The sequence below is a fragment of the Streptomyces sp. NPDC094448 genome, assembly GCF_044763775.1.
Classification (GTDB): domain Bacteria; phylum Actinomycetota; class Actinomycetes; order Streptomycetales; family Streptomycetaceae; genus Streptomyces.
On sequence record NZ_JBIWGU010000003.1, the window covers coordinates 256,722 to 271,710 of the forward strand.

General features: G+C 72.5%; 13 protein-coding genes and 1 pseudogene. 7 read left to right on the plus strand and 7 right to left on the minus strand.

Annotated elements, in window-relative coordinates; translation table 11 throughout:
- Nucleotides 1-703 precede the first annotated feature (703 nt).
- From ACIQ9E_RS07295 to ACIQ9E_RS07305, 3 genes and pseudogenes are all read right to left on the minus strand, one after another.
- Nucleotides 704-1,046 (minus strand): annotated as a pseudogene (locus ACIQ9E_RS07295) (IS5/IS1182 family transposase); the annotation flags it as partial.
- Between the two features lie 135 nt (nt 1,047-1,181).
- Nucleotides 1,182-1,433 (minus strand): hypothetical protein, encoded by a 252-nt coding sequence (locus ACIQ9E_RS07300; RefSeq protein ID WP_403703326.1) that lies wholly within the window; start codon nt 1,431-1,433, stop codon nt 1,182-1,184.
- A 33-nt stretch (nt 1,434-1,466) separates the two neighbouring features.
- Complete coding sequence (locus ACIQ9E_RS07305) at nt 1,467-2,909, minus strand: dihydrolipoyl dehydrogenase family protein (protein WP_403703329.1); 1,443 nt, start codon at nt 2,907-2,909, stop codon at nt 1,467-1,469.
- A gap of 254 nt (nt 2,910-3,163) precedes the next feature.
- Between ACIQ9E_RS07305 and trxA the strand changes: the two genes are divergently transcribed.
- On the plus strand, nt 3,164-3,532 hold the full coding sequence (trxA, locus tag ACIQ9E_RS07310) for a thioredoxin (protein ID WP_403703332.1): 369 nt from the start codon (nt 3,164-3,166) through the stop codon (nt 3,530-3,532).
- Between the two features lie 20 nt (nt 3,533-3,552).
- On the opposite strand, the gene ACIQ9E_RS07315 is transcribed toward trxA, so the two are convergent.
- The 3 genes from ACIQ9E_RS07315 to ACIQ9E_RS07325 all read right to left on the minus strand — a co-directional run bounded on the left by ACIQ9E_RS07315 (nt 3,553) and on the right by ACIQ9E_RS07325 (nt 5,843).
- Nucleotides 3,553-3,822 carry a hypothetical protein gene (locus tag ACIQ9E_RS07315; protein ID WP_403703335.1) on the minus strand — a complete coding sequence of 90 codons (270 nt, stop codon included), beginning with the start codon at nt 3,820-3,822 and terminating at the stop codon, nt 3,553-3,555.
- A gap of 56 nt (nt 3,823-3,878) precedes the next feature.
- Nucleotides 3,879-4,901: a LacI family DNA-binding transcriptional regulator gene (locus ACIQ9E_RS07320; RefSeq protein WP_006345045.1), complete on the minus strand. Its 1,023-nt coding sequence runs from the start codon at nt 4,899-4,901 to the stop codon at nt 3,879-3,881.
- A 108-nt stretch (nt 4,902-5,009) separates the two neighbouring features.
- A complete protein-coding gene (locus tag ACIQ9E_RS07325) occupies nt 5,010-5,843 on the minus strand; it encodes a TIGR02452 family protein (RefSeq protein ID WP_403703339.1) in 834 nt (277 codons plus the stop codon).
- Nucleotides 5,844-6,014: 171 nt separating this feature from the next.
- On the opposite strand from ACIQ9E_RS07325, the gene egtA reads away from it, so the two are divergent.
- From egtA to egtD, 4 genes are read left to right on the plus strand one after another with little or no spacing between them, the layout of a single operon-like run.
- Complete coding sequence (gene egtA / locus ACIQ9E_RS07330; RefSeq protein WP_403703342.1) at nt 6,015-7,301, plus strand: ergothioneine biosynthesis glutamate--cysteine ligase EgtA; 1,287 nt, start codon at nt 6,015-6,017, stop codon at nt 7,299-7,301.
- On the plus strand, nt 7,298-8,626 hold the full coding sequence (egtB, locus tag ACIQ9E_RS07335; RefSeq protein WP_403703345.1) for an ergothioneine biosynthesis protein EgtB: 1,329 nt from the start codon (nt 7,298-7,300) through the stop codon (nt 8,624-8,626). The genes egtA and egtB overlap by 4 nt, the downstream gene beginning before the upstream one ends.
- Nucleotides 8,626-9,390 carry an ergothioneine biosynthesis protein EgtC gene (gene egtC / locus ACIQ9E_RS07340; RefSeq protein WP_403703348.1) on the plus strand — a complete coding sequence of 255 codons (765 nt, stop codon included), beginning with the start codon at nt 8,626-8,628 and terminating at the stop codon, nt 9,388-9,390. Before egtB ends, egtC begins: the two co-directional genes overlap by 1 nt.
- A complete protein-coding gene (gene egtD / locus ACIQ9E_RS07345; RefSeq protein WP_403703351.1) occupies nt 9,387-10,367 on the plus strand; it encodes an L-histidine N(alpha)-methyltransferase in 981 nt (326 codons plus the stop codon). The genes egtC and egtD overlap by 4 nt, the downstream gene beginning before the upstream one ends.
- A gap of 248 nt (nt 10,368-10,615) precedes the next feature.
- Here the strand turns inward: egtD and ACIQ9E_RS07350 are convergent, their stop codons facing one another.
- Nucleotides 10,616-11,878 (minus strand): extracellular solute-binding protein, encoded by a 1,263-nt coding sequence (locus ACIQ9E_RS07350; protein ID WP_403703354.1) that lies wholly within the window; start codon nt 11,876-11,878, stop codon nt 10,616-10,618.
- Between the two features lie 193 nt (nt 11,879-12,071).
- Here ACIQ9E_RS07350 and ACIQ9E_RS07355 point away from each other — a divergent pair, with 193 nt between their 5' ends.
- Together ACIQ9E_RS07355 and ACIQ9E_RS07360 are read left to right on the plus strand one after the other, a co-directional pair.
- Complete coding sequence (locus ACIQ9E_RS07355; protein ID WP_366261327.1) at nt 12,072-12,287, plus strand: dodecin; 216 nt, start codon at nt 12,072-12,074, stop codon at nt 12,285-12,287.
- Between the two features lie 287 nt (nt 12,288-12,574).
- Nucleotides 12,575-14,920 (plus strand): ATP-binding cassette domain-containing protein, encoded by a 2,346-nt coding sequence (locus tag ACIQ9E_RS07360; RefSeq protein WP_403703357.1) that lies wholly within the window; start codon nt 12,575-12,577, stop codon nt 14,918-14,920.
- The last annotated feature ends 69 nt before the right edge of the window (nt 14,921-14,989 follow it).

A 14,989-nucleotide genomic window follows, 5' to 3' on the forward strand; every position in this document is an offset into this window, starting at 1 on the left:
GCATGCCGACAGCAAGAATCGTGAAGGTGTCGTAACGAGTCAAGGGTGGCTTGATTGCTCTGGCTGATTCATGCCGATTTTTCGGCGGTCGCCGACGGCCCCCAATAGCCTCCACGAAGTCGCAGTTCACGGACGCGCAACTGGCTGCACCCCATCACGGCTTAAGGGATACAACCGATCGCCCGAAGTAAGCCCCGCGTGCGAAAACCCGCCAGGCCGCCCGTATTCATTCCCTGGACCCCATACTCGACACCCACAAACGGACGGGTTCATTCCGAGAAATGCACTCGCCCCAGCCGAACACTTTCCAGCGGAAGGGGGAAAAACCGACGGCGAATTCTCGCCTCATCCATAGAAAATCACGCCACTCCATCGGCAAGAAGCAGCCGCACCCGCCCGCCCGGACACGGAATACCGAACGCAGCCGTCGCCTCTTTCGCCGTCGCCGGGTATGCGACATCAGATGATGGCCCGATCACCCGGCCCGCAGCCATCTCAGCCGAGGGAAAACCAGCGGCGGAATCACCTCACCCCACCACTTCCCACCCTTGCCACGAGAAATCTGCCCCGCCACGCCTGGCCGCGACAACGGCGCGCAGAGCACATGGACGCCTGGGACGCCAATCCACGACATCGCAACCTTCCCTTCACTCGTGCAAACATTCGAAATCTCCGCCATCACGAAGGCGGATGAGCCGCCATTTCACTGGGTGAGTCCGCGGTGACATAGGAGAGTCGCAGCGATGGCAGTGAAGGCTCGGAAGCGTTCCGGCTCGCGCTCAAAGCGGCGGTAAAGGCGCACCCGGACAGCCACCGCACGGCCCGCTCCGCGACCCGGCGATGACGGCCCCGGCGCCGGATGCCTCGGGAAGCGTGCCGTCGCCGCGGGTCGCAGTCGTCGTATCCCTGGCCGCCATGCGGCTTGCCGGGCCGCCGGCATCACGGGCCGCAACGTGAGCGGACCGGGGAATGCCGCGGACCAGAGGGCTGAGGATCCGGCTGTCGTGGACGGCGGCGGAGATGCCGACCGACAGGGGGCCGGCCCGCAGGATGCGGACCGGAACCGGCGCGAGGGCGGTGCCGACGGCTTCGCGCACCTCGTCCCCGGAACGCTTCGTGGAAACGGGGGTCGGCGGCGAGCGCCGGCAGGTCACGGTGCCCCTCCCCCGGCGCCCACTGCGTCAGGAGGAGACGGTGGTCGTGTCCGGGCCCGCCACCGGTACGTCCAGGGACAGCAGCAGATCGACCAGGCCCACGTCGTGCTCGGCCCGCAGCCCGCGCCCGGCCTCGGCGAGTTCGGCCCGCAGCCGACCCGCCGCACGTAGCCACCCGGCGGCACCGTCCCGCGGCCTCTCCCCGGCGGGCAGGGACCCGTTCCGCAGAGCGGCCACGGCACCGGACTCCCGGAGGATGTCCAGCCACAGCGCGGGCATACCGTCGCCGTCGCAGTACGGCTTCAGCGGCGGCTACCCCTGCCGGTACGTCTCCAGCAGCCTCAGCCAGATCTCGCTGATCGTCGGGTACGGCGGGACCGCGTGCCACAAGCGGTCGATCGGGACCTCGCCGACCACGGCGACCGTGGCCGAGTGGAGCAGTTCGCCGACGCCCGGGCCGACGAAGGTGACGCCGAGGAGGATCTCGCGGTCCAGGTCGACGATCATACGGGCGTGGCCGCGGTAGCCGTCGGCGTAGAGGCCGGCGCCGGCCACGTCGATGGCGTGGTCGACGGCGCGGACCCGGTGGCCCGCGGACTCGGCTTCGGCGAGGGAGAGGCCGACGGCGGCGGCTTCGGGGTCGGTGAAGATCACCTGGGGGGCGCCCGCGGTGTCGGCGGTGGCGCTGTGGGCTCCCCAGCGGTCGGTCTCCAGGAGGGGGACGCCCTGGGCGCGGGCGACGATGGCGGCTCCGGCGATGCGGGCCTGGTATTTGCCCTGGTGGGTCAGGAGGGCGCGGTGGTTGACGTCGCCGACCGCGTACAGCCAGTCGCTGCCGTCGACCCGGCAGCTGTCGTCGACGGGGAGCCACGAGCCCGGTGCGAGGCCGATCGTCTCCAGGCCGATGTCGTCGGTGCGCGGTGCGCGGCCGGTGGCGAAGAGGACCTCGTCGGCCTCGATGCGGTCGCCGTCGGCCAGGACGACGGTGACGGGTCCGCTGCCGCCGTCGCGGACGACGGCGGTGACGTCGGTGTTCAGACGGATGTCGGCGCCCGCCTCGGTGAGTGCGGCGGTGATGTGCTCGCCGACGAAGGGCTCCATCCGGGGCAGCAGGCCGTCGCCGCGGACGAGCAGGGTGACCCGGGAGCCCAGGGCCTGCCAGGCGGTCGCCATCTCCACGCCGACGACCCCGCCGCCGACGACGGCGAGCCGGTCCGGCACGGCCCGCGCGCTGGTGGCCTCCCGGCTGGTCCAGGCGTGGGCGCCGGTGACTCCGGGGAGATCAGGGAGGACGGCGCGGCTGCCGGTGCAGACGGCCACGGCGTGGCGGGCGGTCAGGACGTGGTGTTCGCCCTCGGGGCTGTCGACGACGACCTTCCGGGGGCCGTGCAGCCTGCCGTGCCCGCGGTAGAACCGGGCGCCCGTCGAGTCCAGCCAGGCGACCTGGCCGTCGTCCTTCCAGTGGGAGGCGTACTCGTCGCGGTGGGCGAGGACGGCCGCGGCGTCGAGCGGCCCCTGGACCGCTCCGCTCACTCCGGGTACCCGCCGGGCGTCGGCCCGGGTGATCGCCGGGCGGAGCAGGGCCTTGCTGGGCATGCACGCCCAGTAGGAGCACTCGCCGCCGACGAGTTCGCTCTCCACGACGGCCGCGCTCAGACCCGCAGCCCGGACCCGGTCGGCCACGTTCTCTCCGGTGGGACCCGCTCCCAGCACCACGACGTCGTACTCCTGGGGCTCGGGCCTCGTACTGTCCATGGTGTTCCTCCAGGTCCGGTGCGGTTGCCGGGCGCCCTGCACGCCGCACCCGCGCCGGGGAATGTCCGGTTTCCGTCGATGATCACATATCCCGTGGCTCGGGGTGGTGACATCCGCGAGCCGAGGGCCGGCCGGTCCACATAAGGGGGCGGCCCCCGGGCAGGAATAGCCGGGCCGGGGGCGCCGTTGTCGCCGGTGCCGGAAGTGGCCGGTCCAGTCCGGACGGCCGACACGGAAGAGCAGAGGAGCATGTCATGAGCACGGTGGAGCTCACCAAGGAGAACTTCGACGAGGTCATCGACGGGAACGACTTCGTCCTGATCGACTTCTGGGCTTCGTGGTGCGGTCCGTGCCGGCAGTTCGCCCCGGTCTACGAGGGCGCGGCCGAGCGGCACCCCGATCTGGTCTTCGCCAAGGTCGACACCGAGGCGCAGCAGGAGCTGGCCGCCGCGTTCGACATCCGTTCCATTCCGACCCTGATGATCGTCCGCGAGAAGGTGGCGGTGTTCGCCCAGCCGGGGGCCCTGCCGGAGGCCGCCCTGGAGGACGTGATCGGTCAGGCCAGGGCGCTCGACATGGACGAGGTGCGCCGGTCCGTGGCGGAGGCCGACGGCGGGAAGTGACACCGTCCGGTCGCGGCCGGTCACCCCAGGGGCGCGTCCACCACCCGCACCGTGAGGCCGTAGTCCAGCTCCGCGCCGTCGACGAGTACCGCCTCCACGGTCCGGGTGGCCGGGTCGATGTCCGCGACGACGCCCTGGCCCGCGTAGCGCGGATAGCCCGAGGCACCCCCTTCGCCCGTCGCCTCGACCAGGGCCGAACGGATGGCGTCCTCGGGCCGGAACGTGCCGTCGTGCCCCACGACGTGCTCCGGCACGACGAGGATCTCGAAGCGCTTCGGTGGTGTCCTCATGGACGCGACGGTAGGGCCGCCGCGCCGGGCCCGCACGTGCACCGGGCCGGGGCCGGTCAGGTGGAGTCGCGGTGCACCGCCCGGGCGCCCATCAGATCGTGTACGGCGGGTTCCTCGCCCGGTTCCCGTACGACGCGGTCCACCAGCTCGGCCAGCTTGCGCCCCGTGACGAGGTCGATGTGGACCGTGCTCAGTCTGGGGCGCTGGAGCCGTCCGAGCAGCAGATCGTCGGCGCCTATGACAGCGGTCTCGGCGGGGATGGTGATGCCCTCGTCCTGGAGGGCGCGCATCAGGAGGACGGCGTAGTCGTCGTTGTACGTGAAGACCGCGTCGAGCCCGAGGCCGCGCCAGCGTGCGGCGAGGGCCGCGGCGGGTTCCTCTTCGTACGGCAGGGGGAGGGCTTCGATCCGGGCACCGGCGGCCGCGGCGGCGCGCCGGGCGCCTTCGATACGGGGTTCGGAGAACCGTTCGAGGCCGGATTCCTGCGGCATGACGACCCCGATGGCGCGCCGGCCCCGTTCCACCAGATGGGCGACGGCGCGGGCGCCGACCTCCCGCTGGTCCATCACGAAGCAGTGCGCGCCGGCGACCCGGCGGGAGCCGAGGGTGACGACGGCCCGGGCGCCGGAGCGTTTGAGGACGTCGACGCCGTGCGGGGTGAGGCCGACCTCGCCGAGGGCGACGACCGCGACCGGCCGGAGTTCGGCCCAGGAGCGGGCGGCCTCGTCACCGTCGAGGCCGAGGCTGCCGTAGTGGACGACGGTGTAGTCGAGGCGGCGCAGCGCCGACTGGAGTTCGGCGAGGAAGCGCCCGTAGAGGGGGCCGGCGGGCAGGGTCGCCGGGGGCAGTACGACCATCCGGGTGTGTCCGGCGCGCAGGCTGCGGGCGGCGGCATGGGGTACGTAGCCGAGTTCCTCCGCGGCCTCGCGGACACGGCGGCGGGTCGGTTCGCTGATCCGGACCGATGCCGTGTTGTTGAGGACGTACGAGACGGTGGCCCGGGAGACCCCGGCTAAGCGGGCTACGTCGGCACTGGTGGGTACGGAACGGTCCGCGGTTTGTTTGGGTGTCTGGCTCATCGCCCTCGGCATCATTCCAGAACGACCCTGCACAACGTCGGGCGGATGGCCGGATCCGGCGCCCGGGGTCGCCGGCAACTCCCTTGGGGGTCAGGGGTGTTCGGTCCCTCAGTCGGCGCCGGGGGGCTCGAAGACGGCCCGGAAGGCACCGAGGACGGTCCGGTCGCGGGTCCGGTCGAGCACCGCGAACTCCACCTCGTCGAAGTGGCGGGCGAACCTCCCTCCGCCGGTCAGCAGGGACTGGAAGACCGCCGCCACGGTCGCCGGGTCGTTGCGGAAGACTCCGCAGCCCCAGGCTCCGAGGACCAGTCGGCGGTAGCCGCGGTCCACGGCGACCTCCAGCACCCGTTCGGCGCGGCGGGCGAGTGCGGCGGGGACCAGCGCGGCGCGCTCCGGTTCCCGGCGGGCTATCACGCCGGCGTTGGGGGCGGGCGAGGTGAGGAAGCCCGCGGTACGGGGTGTGTCGAGGAGCCGGTCCCGGTGGTCGCGGAAGACGGGGACGGCGGGCGAGTGGATCACCCGGTCCGAGTAGAAGGGGTCCCGGTTCTCCCGGTGGTACGTGTAGTAGCCGGGGGCGCGCAGCAGGGTGGAGTAGAGCGCGGAGGACCGGCAGAGTGCTTCCTCCTGCGCCTGCGCTCCGTTGACATAGCCGCCGCCGGGGTTGCGCGCGGAGGCGAAACTGAGGACGGCCACCGGCTCGGGTGCGGTATCGGCCAACCGGATGGCAGCGGTGGTGCTGCTCGCCCCGGTGACCCGGATCAGGGTGGTGCGGTCGGTGTCCGGGGTGACCGAGAGCGGTTCGGGGCCGTAGAGGACGGTTCCGTCGAGGGCCCTGGCCAGCTCGGCACCGAGGGTGACCCTACGGCCGTCCGGGGTGAGATAGTGCCCGTCTTCAACAATTTTCTGGTTCTCGCGGGCGATCGCCCGCAGCCGTGTACTCATCGCCGCCATCGTCGGCCACCTGCGAAGACGGCGGCAAACCCTTTTCCGCCGCGGTCCGGTGCACGGCCGCGGCGGGCGTGCATCTCCGGCCGTGGAGGGCGGAGGCGCTCTTGTGCGGTCGCGCGGCCGTGGCCTTAGGTTGGCAGGGTGCCTTCGAAAGAGGAGCCGATCATGCGACCACCCGATACCGGCGACCACAGCCGGCCCCTAGGGGAAGCGGAAGCGGAGGATCTCCTCCGATGTATCTGCTTCAAGACCGGCCCGCCCCGGACCGTGGGCGTGGAGCTGGAGTGGCTCGTCCACGAGAAGCACGACCCCCGCCGCCGCGTTCCGGACGACCGGCTCACGGCGGCCCATGAGAGCGCCCGGGCCCTGTCGCTGACCTCGGCGGTCACCGTCGAGCCCGGCGGTCAGCTGGAGCTGAGTTCGGCCCCGGCGGCCTCCCTGATGGAGTGCGTCGACGCCGTATCGGCCGACCTCCGCGCCGTCCGGTCCCTGCTGGACCGGGACGGTCTGACCCTCGCCGGAATCGGCATCGACCCCTGGCAGCCGGCCCGCAGACTGCTGCAGGATCCCCGCTACGAGGCGATGGAGGCGTACCTCGACCGGACCAGCCCCTGCGGGCGGATCATGATGTGTTCGTCCGCCTCCATCCAGGTCTGTCTGGATGCCGGGGAGGAGGAGCCGGGGCCGCTCGGCCACGGCAGGCGCTGGCAGCTCGCGCATCTGCTGGGCGCGGTACTGACCGCGGCGTTCGCCAACTCCCCCACGCTGGAGGGCCGCGCCACCGGCTGGCGCTCCACCCGGCAGGCGATCTGGGCGCAGCTGGACCCGGTGCGGCCGCTCGCGCCGCCGCTGGACCGAGAGCCCCGCGCGGCCTGGACCGGCCATGTGCTGGACGCGCCGGTGATGGTGGTGCGGGCCGCGGACGGGCCCTGGGAGCGTCCGCAGGGACTCACCTTCCGCCGCTGGATACGCAGCGGTGCGCCCCGCCCGCCGACCCGGGCCGATCTCGACTACCACCTGACGACGCTGTTCCCGCCGGTGCGGCCGCGCGGGCATCTGGAGCTGAGGATGATCGACGCCCAGCCGGGTGCCGACGGCTGGCAGGTGCCGCTGGCGGTCACGGCCGCCCTGTTCGACGATCCGGAGGCCGCCGAGCGGGTCTACCGGACCGTGAAGCCGCTGGCCGAGCGGGCCGGATCGCGTCCCGCGCCGCGCAATCCGCTCTGGCTGGACGCCGCCCGGCACGGGCTGACCGATCCGGAGCTGCACGCCGCGGCCGTGGCGTGTTTCGATGCGGCGCTGGAGGCGCTGCCCCGGGCCGGTGCCTCGCGCGCGGTGTCCGACGCGGTGGCCGCGTTCCACGAGCGGCATGTGCTTCCCGGGCGATGTCCCGCCGACGACCCGGCACCACCGGCCCGGGGGGTCTCCCGGGGAAAGGAGCCACGACCGTGACCACGGAGCCGACCGCGCGGGACGAGCCCCGCGCACTGCGCGGGCGGGCCCTCGGCGCACTGACCGCGGCCCGGGCCCGTACCGCCTTGCTGACCGACGCCGTCGACGACGGCGAACTGACTGCCCAGCACTCCCCGCTGATGTCCCCGCTGGTCTGGGATCTGGCGCATATCGGCAATCAGGAGGAGCAGTGGCTGCTGCGCACGGTCGGCCGGAAGGCCGCCCTGCGCCCCGAGATCGACTCGGTGTACGACGCCTTCGAGCATCCCCGGGCCACCCGGCCGTCGCTGCCGCTGCTGCCGCCCGGCGAGGCCCGCCGGTATGCGGCCGAGGTCCGCGAGCAGGTGCTGGACGTACTCGACGCGGCTCCGCTGGACGGCGCGGGCCGGCTCACCGAGGACTCCTTCGCGTTCGGGATGATCGCCCAGCACGAGCAGCAGCACGACGAAACCATGCTGATCACCCATCAGCTGCGGTCGGGGCCGGCCGCGCTGTCCGCCCCGGAGCCCCCGGCCCCCGCGCCCGGTGAGCTGCCCGCGGCGGCCGAGGTCCTCGTCCCCGGCGGGCCCTTCACCATGGGCACCTCCACCGAACCGTGGGCGCTGGACAACGAACGGCCCGCCCACCACCGGGACGTCGCCCCCTTCTTCCTCGACACCACTCCGGTGACCTGCGGTGCTTTCCGGGCCTTCGTGGAGGACGGCGGCTACCGCGATCCACGCTGGTGGGCCGCTGAGGGCTATACGCAGCTCCGGCGGCACGCGATCGAAGCCCCCCTCTTCTGGCGCCGGGACGGCGCGGGGTGGCTGCGCCGCCGGTTCGGTGTCACGGAACCGGTCCCGGACGACGAGCCGGTGCTGCATGTGAGCTGGTACGAGGCCGACGCGTTCGCCCGGTGGGCGGGGCGGCGGCTGCCGACGGAGGCCGAATGGGAGAAGGCCGCCCGCCACGATCCGGCGACCGGCCGCTCCCGCCGCTTCCCCTGGGGGGATGCCGACCCGACGCCCGAGCGGGCCAATCTGGGCCAGCGGCATCTGCGGCCCGCGCCCGCGGGGAGCTTCCCCGAGGGCGCTTCGCCGCTGGGGGTGCGGCAGCTCGTCGGCGATGTGTGGGAGTGGACGGCGAGCGACTTCCTGCCCTATCCGGGCTTCTCGGCGTTCCCCTACCGCGAGTACTCGGAGGTGTTCTTCGGCTCCTCGTACAAGGTTCTGCGCGGTGGGGCGTTCGGGGTCGACCCGGTGGCCTGCCGGGGCACCTTCCGCAACTGGGATCTGCCGGTGCGCCGCCAGATCTTCGCCGGCTTCCGTACCGCCCGGGACGTCTGATGTGCCGTCATCTCGCCTATCTGGGACCGCCGCTGCGGCTCGGCGAGGTACTGACCGCGCCGCCGCATTCGCTGCTGCGCCAGTCGTGGGCGCCGCGCCGCCAGCGGCACGGGACCGTCAACGCGGACGGCTTCGGGGTCGGCTGGTACGCGGACGGCGATCCGTTGCCCGGACGCTACCGGCGCTCCGGGCCGGTCTGGGCGGATCTGCCGTTCGGGGATCTGGCCCGGGTGATCCGGAGTACGGCGTTCCTGGCGGCCGTACGCGATGCCACCGAGCCGGGCGCGGACGGTGAGGCCGCCGCGGCGCCCTTCGCCGCCGGCCCCTGGCTGTTCAGTCACAACGGAGCGGTGAAGGGCTGGCCGAGGAGTGTCGCCCCGCTCGCCGCCGCGCTCCCCGCTGCGGAGCTGCTGGCCCTGGAGGCCCGCTGCGACGCCGCCCTGCTGTGGGCGCTGGCGCTGCGCAGGCTCCGCGAGGGCGACGAGCCCGGTGAGGCTCTGGCCGCCACCGTGTCCGAGGTGGCCGCCGCGGCCCCGGGGTCCCGGCTGAATCTGCTGCTGACCGACGGCTCCACGATCACCGCGACCGTCTGGGGCGATTCGCTCTGGTATCTGACCGGGCCGGGCGCCCCGGGCGGCGGCACGGTGGTGGCATCGGAGCCGTACGACGACGATCCGCGCTGGCGCGAAGTGCCCGACCGCACCCTGGTGCGGGCGGTCCGTGCCGATGTCCTCCTGACCCCCCTCAAGGAGCCCCCCACGTGAGCACGTTCGACCTGACCCGCACCCTGCCCGAGGACGCCGCCGGTGCCGCGCTGCGCGCCGATGTGACCGAAGGGCTGACCACCACCCCCAGAACGCTGCCGCCGAAGTGGTTCTACGACGCCCGGGGCAGTGAGCTGTTCGACGAGATCACCCGGCTGCCGGAGTACTACCCGACCCGGGCCGAACGGGAGATCCTCGTCGACCGCTCCCCCGAGATCGCCGCCGCGAGCGGGGCGCGCACCCTGGTGGAGCTGGGTTCCGGCTCGTCCGAGAAGACCCGGTATCTGCTGGCGGCCCTGACCGGGCTGCACTCGTACGTGCCGGTCGACGTGAGCGAGAGCGCGCTGACGGGGGCGGCGCGCGCCCTGCTCGCCGACCATCCGGAGCTGCACGTCCGTGCCCTGGTCGCGGACTTCACCGCGGCGCTGGAGCTGCCGGACACCCCCGGTCCGAAGCTCGTGGCCTTCCTCGGCGGCACGATCGGCAATCTGCTGCCGCGGGAGCGTGCCGTGTTCCTCGCGTCGGTCCGGGCGCTGCTGGCGCCGGGCGACGGGTTCCTGCTCGGTACGGATCTGGTGAAGGATCCGGCGGTGCTGGTACGGGCATACGACGATGCGGCCGGAGTGACGGCCGAGTTCAACAAGAACGTGCTGCGGGTGCTGGCGCGGGAGCTGGGCGCGGACGCCGATCCGGCGGACTTCGACCATGTGGCGCTCTGGGATCCGGAGCAGGAGTGGATCGAGATGCGGCTGCGGGCCCGGTCCGCGGTCACGGTGAAGTTCCCGGAGCTGGGTTTCGCGGTGCCGTTCGAGAAGGGCGAGGAGCTGCGGACCGAGGTGTCGGCCAAGTTCCGTGAGGAGGGGGTACGGGCCGAGCTGGCGGCGGCCGGTCTTGAGCTGACGCACTGGTGGACGGATGCCGCCGGGCGGTTCGCGCTCTCGCTGTCGGTGCCGGTGTCTTCGGACATCACCGGGTGATGGGTCCCGGAACGCCGCCGGGGGGGGGGGGGGGGGGGGGGGGGGGGGCGCCCCCCCCGCGGGGGGGGGGGGGGGGGGGGGGGGGGGGGGGGGGGGGGGCGCCCCGGGGGGGGGGGGGGGGGCCCCCCCCCCCCCCCCGGGGCGCGGGCCCCCCCCCCCCCGGGGGGGGGGCCCCCGGGGGGGGGGGCCCCCCCCCCCGGCGGCGGTGCGGCGGCGGGCCGCGGCCGGAGGTGCGGCCGGAAGCCCGGTCAGAGGGTGGAGGCCAGGATCTTGGTGATGGCCGCGGAGGCCTTCTGCGCCTCCGCCTCGGGGTCGCCGCCCTTCAGCACCGCCGTCATATAGGGCTTGATGGGGTTCTTCAGTTCCACGTTGGCCCAGCGGGGCGAGTTCGGGGTGGCCTTGCTGCCGCGGGCACCGGCGCCCTGGGCCATGGCCTTGTTGCTCTCCCCGGTGACCTGGCCGGCCAGGCCCTTCTTGTTGGGCACGTAGTTCATGGCGCGGGCGAGTTCGATCTGCCACTTCTCACCGGCCAGGGCCTTGACGACCTCGACGGCGGCGGCGCGGTTGTCGGCCTTCTCCGGGACGATGAGGTCGGAGCCGCCGGTGAAGACCGCTCCGGGCTTGCCGGTCTGCTTGCCCGGTATGGGGAAGTAGCCGAGGTCTTCCTTCTTCAGGGCGGGGTTGGCCTTGAGGATCGCCGCGGTCGCTCCGGGGGTGTCGATCAGCTGGGCGACGTTGCCCTTGGCGAAGACCCCGGTCTGCAGGGGGGTGCGCTCGTCGCCCGCCACCGGGCCGGCGCCGAGGGCCTGGAGTTCCTTGTAGAACTTCATGCCCTTCTGAGCGGCCTTGCTGTGGAGCGCCCCGTCCCAGGTGCCGCTCCGCTCGACAGCGAGTTCGCCGCCCTCTTCCCAGACGAAGCCGGCGAGGGTGTACCAGTCCTGCCCGGGGAGGTAGATGCCCTGGTTGCCGTTGGCGTTGAGGCGCTTGGTGATGTCGATCCACTCTTCGTGGTTCTTGGGCAGCGCGCCGATGCCCGCATCCTGGAAGATCTTCTTGTTGTAGATGACGACGCGGTTGGCCGCGTACCAGGGGATGCCGTACTGGGCGCCGCCGATGTTCCCGGGCTCGGCGAGGCCGGGCAGCCAGTCCTCCTGGCCGAGGTCGCGGGTGGCCTCGACGGTGAGGTTGGTGAGTCCGTCGCTCTCCGCGTACTGCGCGACCTGGGTGTTGCCGACCTCGATGATGTCGGGTGTGTCCTTGCCCTCCAGCGCGGCGTTCACCTTGGCGCCGATGCCCGTCCACTCCTGGAACTCGACCTTCAGGTCGACGGAGGGGTTCTCCTTCTCGTACTGCTTGGTGAAGCGTTCGAGGAAGTCGTCGGACGCGCTGTCCTTCATCAGCCAGATCTTCACCGTGGTCTCGTCGGACCCGGTGCCGGGGATGATTCCGCAGCCGGTGAGCGAGACAAGGCACACCAGTGCGACAGAAGTGGGGACAGGGCGGCTTCTCACAACGTTCACCTTATGGCATGAAAATGTGAACCCGATGGGGGGTATCGCGATCAGGGACGCGCAGGGCGTGGCTGGATTTTGGTATGGACCAAAAGGAGAGGTCAACCCCGCCCAGGCCTCGATCCGGACACTTCTTCCGCGGCGCAGTGCGGCCGCCGGGCGGAACGAGCGTACCGAGAGGAGCCCACCGCCCATGTCGAATCACACCTATCGCGTGACCGAGATTGTCGGAACTTCCACGGAAGGCGTCGATCAGGCCATCCGAAACGCAATCAAACGCGCAAACCAGACAGTCAGAGGGTTGGACTGGTTCGAAGTGCAGCAGGTGCGCGGCCATATCGTCGACGGCCGTGTGGAGCACTACCAGGTGGGACTGAAGGTCGGTTTCCGGCTGGAGGACCCCGCGTGACACCGCCCCGGCCCGTCCGGCCGGAACCGCGACTCCGACGGCGTTTTCCGGCCACCGGTATATTCGGAGTGTCTCTTCACTTGTGAACGTTCCTCGTGGGAGCGGTGGAAGGGCCGGTGTACAGCGCATGTCGGCATGGTGTATGGCGCCTTGGCGCGGCCGAAGGCGCTAAGGCGCTAAGGCGCGAAGGCGTGCCGGTACCGGAAGCGCGCGGGTCCGGCCCCTCCCCCGTTCCGGAAGAAGACCCGTGACACCCCCCGCAGCCCGTCTCCTGGAATCGACCGCCCGTGCACCGTCCTCATGACTCCTTCGTCCGTGTCCGTGGCGCCCGGGAGCACAATCTGCGCGCTGTCGACGTGGATGTGCCGCGCGACGCGCTGGTGGTGTTCAGCGGAGTCTCGGGGTCGGGGAAGTCGTCCCTCGCTTTCGGCACCGTCTACGCCGAGGCCCAGCGCCGGTATTTCGAATCCGTCGCCCCCTATGCCCGGCGGCTGATCCACCAGGTGGGGGCGCCGAAGGTGGACGAGATCACCGGGCTGCCGCCCGCGGTCTCGCTGGAGCAGCGCCGTTCCACCCCCTCCTCGCGCTCCTCGGTGAGGACGGTGACCGCGCTCTCCAATTCGCTGCGGATGCTGTTCTCCCGGGCCGGGGAGTATCCGCCCGGTGCCGGGCGGCTGGACTCGGACGCCTTCTCGCCGAACACGGCCGCCGGAGCCTGTCCGCACTGCCAGGGTCTGGGGCGGATCCACGGGACGGACGAGGAACTGCTCGTCCCCGATCCTTCACTGTCGATCCGCGAGGGCGCCGTCGCCGCCTGGCCGGGCGCCTGGCAGGGCAAGAACCTCCGCGACATCCTGGACGCCCTCGGATACGACGTCGACCGGCCGTGGCGGGAGCTGGCCCCGAAGGACCGGGAGTGGATCCTGTTCACCGAGGAGCAGCCGGTGGTGACGGTCCATCCGGTCCGGGACGCCGACCGTATCCAGCGGCCGTACCGGGGTACGTACCAGAGCGCCCGCCGCTATGTGCTGCACACCTACGCCGGGTCGAAGAGCCGGACCCTGCGGGAGCGGGCGGAGCGGTTCCTGCGCTCGGCGCCCTGTCCCGACTGCGGGGGCGCGCGGCTGCGCCCCGAGGCGCTGGCGGTGACCTTCGCCGGCCGGTCGATCGCGGAGCTGGCGGCCCTGCCGCTGCGGGCGCTGGCCGAGCTGCTGACCGCGGCGCGGACCGGCGGCGACGAGACCACCCGGGTGCTGACCGCGGATCTGCTGGCCCGGATCGCCCCGGTCGCCGAGCTGGGGCTCGGCTATCTCGGCCTGGACCGGCCGGCGCCCACGCTCTCCAGCGGCGAGTTGCAGCGGCTCCGGCTCGCGACGCAGTTGCGGTCGGGCCTGTTCGGGGTGGTCTACGTCCTCGACGAGCCGTCCGCCGGGCTGCACCCCGACGACACCCGGGCGCTGCTGACCGTGCTGGACCGGCTGAAGGCCGCGGGCAACTCGGTCTTCGCCGTGGAGCACCATCTGGAGGTGATGCGGGCCGCCGACTGGCTGGTGGACGTGGGTCCCGGCGGCGGTGAGCACGGCGGGCGCGTCCTCTACAGCGGTCCGCCGGCCGGTCTCACAGGGGTGCCGGACTCGGCGACCCGCCGTCATCTCTTCGACCGCGGCGCCCCCCGGCCGCGGCAGGTGCGGAAGCCTTCGGGCCGGCTGCGGATCGGCCCGGTGACCCGGCACAATCTGCGGGATACGGAGGTCAGGATCCCACTGGGTGTCCTCACCGCGGTCACCGGTGTCTCGGGCTCCGGGAAGTCGACCCTGGTCGGGGAGATCACCGCGGGCACCCCCGGGGTCGGCAGGCTGGTGACCGTGGACCAGAAGCCGATCGGCCGGACGCCCCGGTCCAACCTCGCCACGTACACCGGACTGTTCGACACGGTCCGCAGGCTGTACGCGGCGGAGGAGGAGGCGCGGAAGCGCGGCTTCGGCGCGGGCCGGTTCTCCTTCAACGTCGCGGGCGGGCGGTGCGAGACGTGCCAGGGCGAGGGTTTCGTCTCGGTGGAGCTGCTCTTCCTGCCCAGTACCTACTCGCCGTGCCCCCGGTGCGGCGGCGCCCGGTACAACGAGGAGACCCTCGCGGTACGCCACCGGGGGCTGACCGTCGCCGGGGTGCTGGATCTGACGGTGGATGCGGCGGCCGGGCATTTCGCCGATGTCCCGGCCGCCGCCCGCAGTCTCGGCGCGCTGCTGGAGGTGGGGCTCGGCCATCTCCGGCTCGGGCAGCCCGCGACGGAGCTGTCCGGCGGCGAGGCGCAGCGCATCAAGCTGGCGAACGAACTCCAGCGTCCGCGCCGGGAGCCCACGCTGTACGTCCTCGACGAGCCGACGGCCGGACTGCACCCGGCGGATGTGGAGATCCTGCTGGACCGGCTCGACGGGCTGGTGGAAGGGGGGCATTCGGTGGTCGTCGTGGAGCACGACATGACGGTGGTGGCGCGGGCCGACTGGGTGGTGGACCTGGGACCGGGGGGCGGCGGCGAGGGCGGCCGGGTGGTCGCGGAGGGCACGCCGGAGCAGGTGGCGGCGGCCCCCGGCAGCCGTACGGCACCCTGGCTGGCCCGGGTTCTGCGGGGCTGAGCGGGACCCGGCACGCCCGCCCTGCCGGTGGCGCGTACCGCGGCAAACAGGGCCGCCCGCGCCGGCCCC